Origin of the sequence: Brevibacterium yomogidense, assembly GCF_016107685.1 — a bacterium.
Classification (GTDB): domain Bacteria; phylum Actinomycetota; class Actinomycetes; order Actinomycetales; family Brevibacteriaceae; genus Brevibacterium; species Brevibacterium yomogidense.
Map to the genome: position 1 here is coordinate 581,316 of NZ_JABASY010000002.1, position 12,294 is coordinate 593,609.

Genomic DNA, 12,294 nt, shown 5'->3' on the forward strand with positions numbered 1-12,294 from the left:
GCTCCTCCTTCATTCCTCTGCGCCGTTCGCGCTGGCTCCGGTCAGCTCCACGAGCCGGGCTTCGACCGTCGCGACCAGTTCGTCCCAGCTGGCACTGAACTTCTCCAGCCCCTCGCGCTCGAGTTTCTCCATGACGTCGGCGTAGTCGATGCCCAGGCGCGACAGCGCGTCGAAGTGCTCGTCAGCTGCCCCGTACGTGCCGGGCATGGTGTCCGCGCCCACGGTGCCGTGGTCGGCGAACGCCTCCATGGTCTTCTCCGGCATGGTGTTCACGGTGTCAGCCGTGACGAGCTCGGACACGTACATCGTGTCCGGGTAGGACGGGTCCTTCGTGCCGGTCGACGCCCAGAGGAGCCGTTGAGCCGCAGCTCCCGCGGCCTCGAGGACGCGGAACCGCTCCGAATCGAACACCTGAGACCGCACACGGTGCGTGAGGCGGCAGTTCGCGAGCCCCGCTCCGCCGCGCAGTCCGGTCGCCTCATCCGTTCCGAGCGCGTCGAGGCGCGCGTCGATCTCCGCGTCGATCCGCGAGACGAAGACGGAGGCGACCGAGTGGAGCGTCGACAGGTCGACACCGGCCTCACGTGCGCGCTCCAGACCGCTGAGGTAGGCCTCGACGACCTTCCGGTACTGGCTCAGGCTGAAGATCAGCGTGACGTTCACACTGATCCCGCGCTCCATCACCCGGGGGATCGCGAACAGGCCCTCTTCCGTCGCGGGGATCTTGATCATGACGTTGGGACGGTCCACGGCTGCCGCGAGGCGGGACGCCGCTTCGATCGACTCCTCACCGTCGTGCGCCAGCCGGGGGGACACCTCCAGGGACACGCGACCGTCGACGCCCCCCGTCCCTTCCCACACGGGCATGAGGAGGTCGCACGCGGCACGCACGTCGGCCACGGTGAGCGCGTCGATGGCCTCTTCAGCGGTGACGCCCGCGCGGGCGAGTTCCTCCGTCTGTGCCGTGTACGCCGGATCCGCTGCGATCGCCTGGGCGAAGATCGTCGGGTTCGTGGTCACACCCACGACGGATCGGGTCGCCACGAGCTCTGCGAGGGAGCCCGATTCCAAGCGCGTGCGGGACAGGTCGTCCAGCCACACGGAGACTCCCGCGTCCGCGAGGGCGGACAGCTGTGCGTTCTGGGTCATCGTGCCTCCCCACGTGCTGCGGCGAGCGAATCGCGAGCAGCTTCTGCGACGGCGTCGGCGGTGAAGCCGAATTTCTCGAAGAGGAGTGCACCGGCGGCGGACGCCCCGTAGTGCTCGAGCGACACCGCACGACCGTGCTCTCCCAGCCAGCGGTACCAGCTCTGCGCGATGCCGGCTTCGACACTCACCCGTGCCCGGACGGTCGACGGGAGCACCTCCTCGCGGTATTCCTCCGACTCCTGCTCGAACCACTCCATGCACGGCACGGACACGACACGGGCCTGCGTGCCCTCTGCCGCGAGCGCCTCGCGAGCCGCGAGTGCCAGCTGCACCTCAGAGCCCGAGGCCAGGAGCACCACGTCCGGATCGCCGTCGGCGTCAGCCAGGATGTAGGCACCGCGGCGGGCGCCTTCGGCCGAGGCCACGGCCGTGCGGTCGAGCACCGGCACGCCCTGGCGCGTGAGGATCAGTCCCGACGGGCCGTCCGCACGTTCCAGCACGCGCAGCCAGCAGACCGCGGTCTCCGTCGCATCCGCCGGACGGACGATGTCCAGGCCCGGAATGGCGCGCAGCGCGCTCACGTGTTCGACCGGCTGGTGCGTCGGTCCGTCCTCGCCCACACCGATCGAATCGTGGGTCCAGACGAACACGTTCGGCAGCTGCTGCAGTGCTGCGAGGCGCACGGCGGGGCGCTGGTAGTCGCTGAAGACGAGGAACGTCCCGTTGTAGGGGCGGGTGGGGCCGTGCAGTGCGATGCCGTTGCAGACGAGCCCTGCGGCGAATTCGCGCACACCGAAGTGCAGGTTCCGACCGTACGGCGTGCCCGCGAACATCGCGGAGGAGCGGTCGACTGGCAGGAATGAGTCCTCACCCTTGATGAGGGTGTTGTTCGACCCTGCGAGGTCCGACGATCCGCCCCACAGCTCCGGCATGAGCGGGGCGACCGCATTGAGCACGGTGCCGGACGCCGCGCGGGTAGCGATCGACGCGCCCGCTTCGAATGCGGGGATCGCCTCCGCGAGCCCCTCCGGCAGCGTCCCGGCCTGCAGCCGATCGAACAGCTCGGCGCGCTGCGGGTTCGCCGCGCGCCACGCGTCGAAGCGCGTCCGCCAGGCCGCGTGAGCAGCGGCACCGCGCTCACGGACCGCGCGCGTGTGTGTGAGGACATCGTCCTCGACGATGAAGCTCTGCTCAGGATCGAAGCCGAGGAGCTCCTTCGTCGCGGCGATCTCCTCTCCGCCCAGGGCGGCGCCGTGGGCTCCTCCCGTGTTCTGCACCGTGGGGGCCGGCCATCCGATGATCGTGGACAGGCGGATGAAGGAGGGGCGGGGATCGGACTTCGTCGCCTCGAACGCCGCGTGCAGCGCCTCGACGTCCTCCCTGTATTCTCCGCCGCCCTGCGTGAAGTCGACGTGCTGGACGTGCCAGCCGTAGGCGGCGTAGCGCGCCTCCACGTCCTCGGTGAATGCGATCGAGGTGTCGTCCTCGATGGAGATCCTGTTGTCGTCCCACAGGACCGTGAGGTTGCCGAGCTGCTGAGTGCCGGCGAGCGACGAGGCCTCGCCGGACACCCCCTCCTGCAGGTCGCCGTCCCCGGCGATGACGACGACGCGGTGGTCGAACACGGATTCGCCCGCGGGGGAGTCCGGGTCGAAGAGACCGCGCTCACGCCGCTGCGCCATCGCCATGCCGACCGCCGAGGCGAGTCCGGACCCCAGCGGGCCCGTCGTGATCTCCACGCCGTCGGTGTGACCGACCTCGGGGTGGCCCGGGGTCAGCGAGCCCCACGTGCGGAGCGATTTGAGATCGTCCAGCTCCAGACCGAATCCGGACAGGAACAGTTGGACGTACTGAGTGAGGCTGGAGTGCCCCGCGGACAGCACGAACCGGTCACGACCCACCCACGCGGTGTCCGCGGGGTCGTGGACCAGGCCGTGCTGGTAGAGGTAGTACGCGGCGGGGGCGAGGCTCATGGCCGTTCCGGGGTGCCCGTTGCCCACCCTCTCCACCGCATCAGCGGCGAGGAGTCGTGCGGTGTCGACGGCCCGGCCGTCAAGGGAGGACCACGTGAAGGTGCTCGTGCTGGTCATGCGCGCGTTTCGTTCCTTCGGGAAGGCTGCTTGCCCGCCGCGTGATCGGGAGGGCACTGACGGGCATCACTCTACCGGGACGCGCCGTGTGAGGGGCGCATGTGCACAACTCTTCTACGAGGGATAGAATCGGCTGGACGATCCCGAACAGGAAGGCGCAGCCGACACCGTGTCTCTCCCTCCGCGCTCCGCGCACACACAGTCTTCAGAAGAGAAGCCTCTTCTCTCCTCGGAGGAGAAGCCCCTCCAGCGGACCCTCGATGAAAGACGCGCAGGCGCCCGGGGCACTGGCACGCTGAGCGGTACGCTCCGCGCCTACGTCGCTCTCACGAAGCCGCGCATCATCGAACTGCTGCTCGTGACCACTGCGCCGGTGATGTTCCTCGCAGCGCAGGGCCTGCCGAACCTCTGGCTGGTCCTCACGACCGTCATCGGCGGAGCCGCCGCTGCCGCGTCGGCGAACGTCTTCAACTGCATCGCGGATCGTGACATCGATGCCAAGATGCGCCGGACGGAGAACCGTCCCCTCGTGACGGGGGAGATCACTCCGCGGGCCGCGACGATCTTCGCCTTCGCGCTGGGATTCGGTTCGATCTTCTGGCTGGGCGGCTTCACGAACTGGGTCGCCGCAGGCCTCACCGCGACGGCAATCCTCCTCTATGCCGTGTTCTACACGATGATCCTCAAGCGCCGCACGACCCAGAACATCGTGTGGGGCGGTGCCGCAGGCTGCATGCCGGTCCTCATCGGCTGGTCCGCTGTCACCGGAACGCTCAGCTGGGAGCCGCTCCTCCTCTTCCTCGTCGTCTTCTTCTGGACGCCGCCGCACTACTGGCCGCTCGCCATCAAGTACAAGGCGGACTACGAAGCGGCCGACGTCCCGATGCTGCCGAACAAGGTTCCGCCGACGAACGTGGCGCGCCAGATGATCTGGTACACGCTCGCGATGATCGTGTCGTCGCTGGCACTCATCCCCGTCGCACCGATGGGTCCGCTCTACATCGCCGTCGCGGTCGCGGCCGGCGGATGGTTCCTCTGGGAGTGCATCACGTTCATCAGGCGTGCGAAGGCGGGACTGTCGGGTACCCGCCTCAAGGCCATGCGCGTGTTCCACGGCTCCATCACCTATCTGTCGATCCTCTTCCTCGCGGTGGCGATCGACCCCTTCCTCAACCCCTGGATCTGACCGCACGCGCTGCGAAGTCGAAGAGCGCCGGGCCATCGAGAGATCGATGACCCGGCGCTCTTGTCGTGTGCCCGGTCGGTGTCATGTGCCCGACCGATCCGGCAGGTGCCCTGCCCGACCGGGAGACGTCCCCGCGGGGACGCACGAACCGCTGCCGGGGCCTCCGTCGAATTGCCGCCAGTTGTTCGGATACGCCCTGCCGGGCGTGTCTACCGCCCGGGCCTGAGGCTCACCCGTCGATGGCGTCGTGGCGGCCGCACTGCGTGTCGTCGTCCTTGAGCCGGCCGGAGACGGTGTTCACCGCGGCATGGCCGTCGGGACAGCTGGTCTGCCGTGCTGTTGAACGGTGGCAGCCACCTGCAGGTGTCACATGTCGGAGAGTCCATGGTGGAGATCCACCATGGGCTCGGTGGTCGCGAGCAGCGGAACGAGCGCGGAGCTCTTCAGGCAGCCGGGGCGGCCTGTGCCGCTTCGACGGACTGGGTGTCCTCGGTCTGAGGCGGGCGCTGGTAGTGGACGTCCACCAGCCATGCGGCGGCCGCCAGCGCCGCGCAGACGCCGATGATGTGGACGGCGACGAGCACCCATGGGACGCCCGTGAAGAATTGGACGTAGCCTATGGCGCCCTGTGCGGCGACGACGAGTGCGAAGACGATGACCGGGGTGCGAAGCGTGCGGGCGTGGGGGACCCCCTGCCGCACGGCAGCCTGCGCCACGAGGATCAGTGCGACGGACACGGCGACCAGAGCCCAGACGGGAGCGGCGTGGAGGCGCGCCATGAGAAGCGTGTCGAAGCCGTTGCGGGCACTCATCTCGTCGCCCGCATGGGGTCCCGCGCCCGTCACGAGGAGGCCGATGATGACGACCACCCACGTGAGCACGAAAGCCGCCCACGCGAGGGTCCGCATCGTGCGGGTGCCCACGGGCACGGCACTCCGACCGGTGTCGTAGACGCGGCGGACGAACAGGACGGACACGACGACCGCTGCGGCGGACGGCACGAAGTGCAGTGCGACGATCCACGGATTGAGGCCGGTGAGCACCGTGACGCCGCCGAGCACGGCCTGGACCGGCACGATCGCGGTGAGGCCCACCGCGAACCAGACGAGGTCGGGACGCGTCCGGAAGTGTCGCAGCAGGAAGAGGACAGTCACGACACCGAGCACGCCCAGGCTCACGCCCAGCAGGCGGTTGCCGAACTCGATCGCGGAGTGCATGGTGACCGCACCATACGGGACGACGGAGTCCTCCGTGCAGCGCGGCCACGTGGGGCAGCCCAGCCCGGAGCCGGTGAGCCGGACCAGGGCACCGGTCAGGATGATGAGCGATTGTGCGCTCAGCATCGTCCAGGCCAGGAAGCGATCGATTCGCGACGTCACAGGGGTGTGTCCTCACTCGAGAGATGCTGACGGGCGGTCAGCAGTCTAGTCCTCCTCCATCGGAGTGGATCTCAGGAACTAGTCCGGTGGGAGGATCCGTCTCATCATGCCGCTCGTCACGCGACGTCTCAGTCGAAGGAGAACCAGCGGCGCGCGGCGAGTGTGCCGAGGATCGCCCACACCACCAGGACCAGGAGAGACGGCCACGCGATGGCCCCATCGACGACAGCGCTGCGCAGGGCGGAACCCAGGGCACCGGGTGGGAGGAGTTCCATGAGCGTCCCCCACGTCCCGTCCCGGTGGAACAGCAGTCCTCCGACGGATGCCATGAGGACCCAGAGGAGGTTCGCGACGGCGAGTGTGGCCTCCGGTCGCAGGGTCCCGGCCATGAGCACCCCCCACGACACGAGCGCCGCGGCTCCGGCCAGGAGGGCGAGAACGGTGCCAGCCCAGTGGGGGTCGGCGAAGGACAGCCCGAGCAGGCCGGCGGCGGTGAGGAGCAGCGCCGTCTGGACGACGAGCACGCAGAGCACTGCGCCGAGCTTGCCCCAGATGACTCCGGCCGCGCCCAGTGGGGTGGTGGCGAGCTGTCGGAGGACGCCGTACCTGCGGTCGAATGCCGTCTGGATCCCCTGACCGGTGAACGCGATCGAGGCGACGGCGACCCCGAGCACTCCGGCGGTCGCGACCTGGATGTGCTCGGCACCCTCTGGCAGCGCGCTGAGCGAGGACAGCACATCGGTCCGCCCCAGTCCGATGAGGATGATGAGCGGGAGGATGAGGGCGAGGAGCAGCTGCTCGCCGTTGCGGAGCACGGCGACGGTCTCGAAGCGCGCCTGGGCGAGGATGCGGCGTGCGTTCATCGGAGGTTCCTCCCGGTGAGTTCGAGGAAGACGTCGCCCAGGGACTTGCCGCGGAACTCCAGGGACCGCGCGTCCAGGCGGTGGGTGGCCAGCACGCCGGTGATCCGGTGCAGATCGGCGATGCCTGGGCGGCAGTCGACGGTGATGACGGGGCCGTCCACATGGACGACGCCTTCCTCCGCGAGTGCGATGAGCGCGGCTTCCGGAGCGTCATCGTCCAGGACGATCCGCGCGGTTCGTCCCGGCACATCGGTGTCGTCCACGCCGGTGAGTCCCGCGACCGTGCCGTGTGCGATGACCCGGCCGTGGTCGATGACGGTCACGAGGTCGGCGAGTCTCTCCGCGTCGGCCATGTCATGTGTGGTGAGCACGATCGCGGTGCCGGCCGCACGCAGGTCCTGGACGACCTCGTCGACGGCGATGCGGGCCTGAGGGTCGAGGCCCGCCGTCGGCTCGTCGAGGAACACGAGCCGAGGACGTCCGACGAGTGCGGCGGCGAGCCCGACCCGTTGACGCTGTCCGCCTGACAGCCGACGGATGGACCGGCTCGCGAACGAACCGATCCCGAGGCGGCCGACCAGGTCGTCGACATCGGCGGGTTCGCGGTAGAGCCGTGCGAGGTGGCGCAGCACCGTGAGGGGGCGCGCTGACATCGGCAGACCGCCGTCCTGGAGCATCACGCCGGTGAGCTCTGCGGTGCGGGAGTGATCGGTCCACGGGTCCATCCCGAAGATGCTGATGCTGCCCGACTGCGGGGCACGCAACCCGACCGCGCAGGCGATCGTCGAGGACTTGCCGGCTCCATTCGGCCCCAGCAGCGCGTGCACGCGCCCTTCTTCTGCGGTGAGTGAGACGTCCTCGACGGCGGTCGACCGGCCGTACGAGAGGGCGATGCGCTCGACGCGGAGGGGGAGGGTGCTCATAAGCACCTCACTGTACTGCGTGGGTCACCGCCCGAGGCCCCTCGCCCACTCCGTGAGCACCCCGGACGCGGGCTGCAGAGGGACCGGACGTGAGCTACGCGACAGGGCGTCCGGGATGGGTCCGGTGGCCACAGGCGTTTACATCAGTACAATTAGGTAAGAGACTTGTTGCTGAAACGAGTGAATCAACCGGTGGGAGGTGTTCGTGACCGCAGCGGAAGCAGTTCCGGCAGAGGACGGCAGGACCCGCCAGCGTGTTCTGGGCGCAGTCCTCGACCAGGGTCCCATCTCCGCGTCGTCACTGGCGAAGATGATGGGACTCACGGCGGCCGCCATCCGTCGTCATCTCGATGCGCTGACGGACGAAGGACTCATCGAGGTCCGTGCCCTCGCGGGTCAGCGTGTGGGAAGGGGGCGTCCCGCCCGCCACTACACGGTGACACCGACGGGGCACGCCCAGATCTCGCACGCATACGACGAGCTGGCCGTCGATGTGCTCGAATACGTGAAGGATGCGGCGGGTCCTGAACTCGTCGCGGGCTTCGTGGAGGAGCACACCGACCGACTGCGCGAACGCCTCCGTGACCGGTTGCCAGACTTCCGCGCAGGTGCGCAGGGGGACGGCACCGTCGCGGAACGCTCGCGTCGTCTCGCCAGGGCACTGGACCGGGAGGGCTTCGCCGCATCGGCCACCCCGGTGGCCGCGGGCACCCCCATGGAGGCCATGCAGCTGTGCCAGGGGCACTGCCCCATCCGCAATGTGGCAGAGCGCTTCCCCGAATTCTGCGAAGCGGAACTCGGGGTGCTCTCCGAATATCTGGGCGTCGACGTGCGCCGACTGTCGACACTGGCCGGCGGCGCACACGTCTGCACCACCCATATCCCCACGTCCGCGCTCACTCGCCCCCTCATCGGTGAGCGGAGTGCGGACCCCAGACAAGGAGGTTCACGGTGACCGACACCACCGAGACCAACAGGATCCTCGAGCTCAACCCGGAGCTCAAGGCGATCGGTGCCTACCAGTACGGCTGGCACGACAAGGACGAAGCTGGCGAGACGGCAGAGCGCGGTCTCAGCGAGGACGTCGTCCGCAACATCTCCGCCCTCAAGGAAGAGCCCGAGTGGATGCTCGAGCGCCGGCTCAAGGCCCTGAGGCTCTTCGACAAGAAGCCCATGCCGAACTGGGGCGCCGACCTGTCCGGCATCAACTTCGACGACATCAAGTACTTCGTCCGCTCCACGGAGGGACAGGTGCAGTCGTGGGAGGACCTCCCCGAGGACATCAAGAACACCTACGATCGCCTGGGCATCCCGGAGGCGGAGAAGCAGCGGCTCGTCGCCGGTGTGGCCGCGCAGTACGAGTCCGAAGTCGTGTACCACAGGATCAACGAGGAGCTCGAGCGCCAGGGCGTCATCTTCCTCGACACGGACACGGCTCTCAAGGAGCACCCGGAGCTGTTCAAGGAGTACTTCGGCACCGTCATCCCGTCGGGTGACAACAAGTTCTCCGCGCTCAACACCGCCGTCTGGTCGGGCGGCTCGTTCGTGTACGTCCCGAAGGGTGTCCACGTCGAGATCCCGCTGCAGGCCTACTTCCGGATCAACACGGAGAACATGGGCCAGTTCGAGCGGACGCTCATCATCGCGGACGAAGGTTCCTACGTGCACTACGTCGAGGGCTGCACGGCACCGATCTACAAGTCGGACTCGCTGCACTCGGCCGTCGTGGAGATCATCGCGAAGAAGGACGCCCGCGTCCGCTACACGACGATCCAGAACTGGTCCAACAACGTCTACAACCTCGTGACGAAGCGCGCGATCGCGGAGCAGGGCGCCACGATGGAATGGGTCGACGGCAACATCGGCTCGAAGGTCACCATGAAGTACCCGGCGATCTGGCTGACGGGTGAGCACGCCCGCGGTGAGACGCTGTCGGTCGCCTTCGCCGGCGCCGGTCAGCACCAGGACACCGGATCGAAGATGGTCCACGCCGCACCTCACACGCAGTCGTCGATCGTCGCGAAGTCCGTCGCCCGCGCCGGTGGACGGTCCGGCTACCGCGGACTGGTCCACATCCATCCGGGCGCGCACGGCTCCTCGAACAACGTCCTCTGCGACGCCCTGCTCGTCGACAACAACTCGCGGTCCGACACGTACCCGTACATCGACATCCGTGAGGACGATGTGACGCTCGGCCACGAGGCGACCGTGTCGAAGGTCAGCGAGGACCAGCTCTTCTACCTCCAGTCCCGCGGCATGGAGGAGACCGAGGCGATGGCGATGATCGTCCGCGGCTTCATCGAGCCGATCGCCCGCGAGCTCCCGATGGAGTACGCGCTCGAACTCAACAAGCTCATCGAACTGCAGATGGAGGGTTCCCTGGGCTGACGGTCTTCCGACCCGCTCAGCACCCACGGAACCACCAGGAGACAGAACACACATGACACAGACACTGGAAACGCCCACGGGCGTGCCGATGCTCCTCAACGGACGCCAGGACCGTACCCGGAGCTTCGACGTCGCGGACTTCCCCACCGTCAACGGTCGGGAGGAGGAGTGGCGCTTCACCCCCGTGAAGCGGCTCGCAGACTTCTTCGAGGACGCGGGCACCGACGCGAAGCTCACCGTGTCCGGCGACCTGCCGGCAGGCGTCACCGTCGAGACGATCGATCTCGAGGCTGCTCGGGCGCACGGGATCCTCGAACCGGAGGACCGCCCGGCGGCGATCGCCGCAGCGCGTGCCGGGGGAGTCACCCACTACTCGATCTCCGCGGACACGGAATTGGACGAGCCCGTCATCATCCGTGCGAACGGAACCGGCGACGACACCGTCCATGCGCACACGCTGCTCACGATCGGCGCCAACGCCAAGGCCACGGTCGTCTTCGAGCACGAGGGCCGTGCCCGCTATTCGGAGCTCTTCTCCATCGTCGTCGGCGATGGAGCTTCGCTCACGCTGGCATCGCTGCAGATGTGGGAGGACGGCTCCGTCCACCTGGGCCAGCACGACGCGCTCGTCGGCAAGGACTCGTCCTACCGGCACATCGCGGTGAGCCTGGGCGGCGACGTGGTCCGCCTCAACTCCAACGTGCGCTACGCCGGACCGGGAGGAGAGGCCGAACTGCTCGGCCTGTACTTCTCCGACGAGGGGCAGCACCTGGAGCACCGCACGTACATCGACCACAACACGGCCAAGGCCACGTCGGACGTCATGTACAAGGGCGCCCTGCAGGGCAAGGACGCGCGCAGCGTCTGGGTGGGCGACGTCCTCATCCGCCCGGAGGCCCTGGGCATCGACACCTACGAGCTCAACCGCAACCTCATCCTCACGGAGGGCGCTCGAGCCGACTCCGTGCCGAACCTCGAGATCGAGACCGGTGACATCGAGGGAGCAGGACACGCCTCGTCGACCGGACGGTTCGACGAGGAGCACCTCTTCTACCTCATGAGCCGCGGCATCCCGGAGATGGAGGCCCGCCGCCTCGTCGTGCGCGGCTTCTTCCACGAGGTGATCCAGAAGATCGGCATCGAGGAGATCGAGACGGTCCTGAGCGAGAAGATCGAGGAAGAGCTCTCACGGAGCGTCCTGTGAGCATGGTCCCCGTCCTCCCTGCAGCCGACCTGGCACCCGGCGCCGCAGTGCGCGTCATGGTCGAGGACCGCGAAGTCTGCATCGCGCGGACAGAAGACGGGGTCGTCCACGCGATCGATGATCTCTGCACACACGGTGAAGTCTCCCTCGCAGAGGGGGAAGTCATCGGCTGCACCGTCGAATGCTGGCTCCACGGATCCGCCTTCGACCTGCGCACCGGCGAACCCACGACGCCGCCGGCCTTCGAACCCGTCGAGGTCTACTCCTGCGAAGAGCGGGACGGACAGATCTTCGTCGACGTCGCCGGCTGAACACACACGTACCCAGACACGAATACGAGGTAGTCATGACCACGCTCTCCATCAAGGATCTGCACGTCTCCGTCGAGACGGAATCCGGTACCAAGGAGATCCTCAAGGGTCTCACCCTTGACATCAACAGCACCGAGACGCACGCGATCATGGGGCCGAACGGCTCCGGCAAGTCGACACTCGCGTACGCCCTCGCGGGCCACCCCCGCTACGAAGTGACCTCCGGCACCGTCACGCTCGACGGTGAGGACGTCCTCGAGATGTCCGTCGACGAGCGCGCCAAGGCGGGCCTGTTCCTCGCGATGCAGTACCCCGTCGAGGTGCCGGGAGTCACAGTGACGAACTTCCTGCGCACCGCGAAGACGGCTGTCGACGGTGAATCACCGAAGCTCCGCACGTGGACGAAGGAACTGTCGCAGGCGATGAAGGACCTGCGCATGGATCCGGAGTTCGCGGCGCGCAGCGTCAACGACGGCTTCTCCGGCGGTGAGAAGAAGCGCCACGAGATCCTCCAGCTGCGGATGCTCAAGCCGAAGTTCGCGATCCTCGACGAGACGGACTCCGGACTGGACGTCGACGCGCTGCGCGTCGTATCCGAAGGCGTCAATGCGGCGAAGGAGGGCAGCGACCTGGGCGTCCTGCTCATCACGCACTACACCCGCATCCTCCAGTACATCCGTCCCGACCGCGTGCACGTGCTCATCGATGGCCGTGTCGCGGAATCGGGCGGAGCGGAGCTCGCTGACCGTCTCGAGTCCGAAGGCTACGACCGCTTCCTCGTGAGCGCCTGAGCGGGCCCGC

General features: G+C 67.9%; 11 protein-coding genes. 6 read left to right on the forward strand and 5 right to left on the reverse strand.

The features are described from left to right. Positions 1-9 precede the first annotated feature (9 nt). Together tal and tkt are read right to left on the reverse strand one after the other, a co-directional pair. Complete coding sequence (tal, locus tag JFC09_RS06960) at positions 10-1,149, reverse strand: transaldolase (protein ID WP_198393255.1); 1,140 nt, start codon at positions 1,147-1,149, stop codon at positions 10-12. Then, positions 1,146-3,239, reverse strand: a complete 2,094-nt coding sequence (tkt, locus tag JFC09_RS06965; protein WP_198393256.1) for a transketolase — start codon at positions 3,237-3,239, stop codon at positions 1,146-1,148. Before tkt ends, tal begins: the two co-directional genes overlap by 4 nt. 169 nt (positions 3,240-3,408) lie before the next feature. On the opposite strand from tkt, the gene JFC09_RS06970 reads away from it, so the two are divergent. Beyond that, positions 3,409-4,425 carry a heme o synthase gene (locus JFC09_RS06970; protein ID WP_332839684.1) on the forward strand — a complete coding sequence of 339 codons (1,017 nt, stop codon included), beginning with the start codon at positions 3,409-3,411 and terminating at the stop codon, positions 4,423-4,425. A gap of 443 nt (positions 4,426-4,868) precedes the next feature. On the opposite strand, the gene JFC09_RS06975 is transcribed toward JFC09_RS06970, so the two are convergent. The 3 genes from JFC09_RS06975 to JFC09_RS06985 form a co-directional block, all read right to left on the reverse strand. Continuing rightward, on the reverse strand, positions 4,869-5,804 hold the full coding sequence (locus tag JFC09_RS06975) for a COX15/CtaA family protein (protein ID WP_198393257.1): 936 nt from the start codon (positions 5,802-5,804) through the stop codon (positions 4,869-4,871). Between the two features lie 128 nt (positions 5,805-5,932). Next, on the reverse strand, positions 5,933-6,667 hold the full coding sequence (locus JFC09_RS06980; RefSeq protein ID WP_198393258.1) for an ABC transporter permease: 735 nt from the start codon (positions 6,665-6,667) through the stop codon (positions 5,933-5,935). Beyond that, positions 6,664-7,590: an ABC transporter ATP-binding protein gene (locus JFC09_RS06985; protein WP_198393259.1), complete on the reverse strand. Its 927-nt coding sequence runs from the start codon at positions 7,588-7,590 to the stop codon at positions 6,664-6,666. Before JFC09_RS06985 ends, JFC09_RS06980 begins: the two co-directional genes overlap by 4 nt. 205 nt (positions 7,591-7,795) lie before the next feature. Here JFC09_RS06985 and JFC09_RS06990 point away from each other — a divergent pair, with 205 nt between their 5' ends. From JFC09_RS06990 to sufC, 5 genes are read left to right on the forward strand one after another with little or no spacing between them, the layout of a single operon-like run. Beyond that, positions 7,796-8,545, forward strand: coding sequence for a helix-turn-helix transcriptional regulator (locus JFC09_RS06990; RefSeq protein WP_198393260.1), 750 nt, complete (start codon positions 7,796-7,798; stop codon positions 8,543-8,545). Continuing rightward, entirely contained in the window at positions 8,542-9,978 is a 1,437-nt protein-coding gene (gene sufB, locus JFC09_RS06995; RefSeq protein ID WP_332839685.1) for a Fe-S cluster assembly protein SufB, read from the forward strand. The genes JFC09_RS06990 and sufB overlap by 4 nt, the downstream gene beginning before the upstream one ends. A gap of 52 nt (positions 9,979-10,030) precedes the next feature. After that, a complete protein-coding gene (sufD, locus tag JFC09_RS07000; protein WP_198393261.1) occupies positions 10,031-11,182 on the forward strand; it encodes a Fe-S cluster assembly protein SufD in 1,152 nt (383 codons plus the stop codon). After that, entirely contained in the window at positions 11,179-11,493 is a 315-nt protein-coding gene (locus JFC09_RS07005) for a non-heme iron oxygenase ferredoxin subunit (RefSeq protein WP_198393262.1), read from the forward strand. Before sufD ends, JFC09_RS07005 begins: the two co-directional genes overlap by 4 nt. Positions 11,494-11,528: 35 nt before the next feature. After that, entirely contained in the window at positions 11,529-12,284 is a 756-nt protein-coding gene (gene sufC, locus JFC09_RS07010; RefSeq protein WP_198393263.1) for a Fe-S cluster assembly ATPase SufC, read from the forward strand. Positions 12,285-12,294: the final 10 nt, after the last annotated feature.

Excerpts from the sequence above, each read along its gene's own strand:
- sufD (WP_198393261.1), top strand. The coding sequence starts at position 10,031 with ATGACACAGACACTGGAAACGCCCACGGGCGTGCCGATGCTCCTCAAC.
- sufC (WP_198393263.1), top strand. The coding sequence starts at position 11,529 with ATGACCACGCTCTCCATCAAGGATCTGCACGTCTCCGTCGAGACGGAA.
- JFC09_RS06980 (WP_198393258.1), bottom strand. The coding sequence starts at position 6,667 with ATGAACGCACGCCGCATCCTCGCCCAGGCGCGCTTCGAGACCGTCGCC.
- JFC09_RS06985 (WP_198393259.1), bottom strand. The coding sequence starts at position 7,590 with ATGAGCACCCTCCCCCTCCGCGTCGAGCGCATCGCCCTCTCGTACGGC.
- tkt (WP_198393256.1), bottom strand. The coding sequence starts at position 3,239 with ATGACCAGCACGAGCACCTTCACGTGGTCCTCCCTTGACGGCCGGGCC.
- tal (WP_198393255.1), bottom strand. The coding sequence starts at position 1,149 with ATGACCCAGAACGCACAGCTGTCCGCCCTCGCGGACGCGGGAGTCTCC.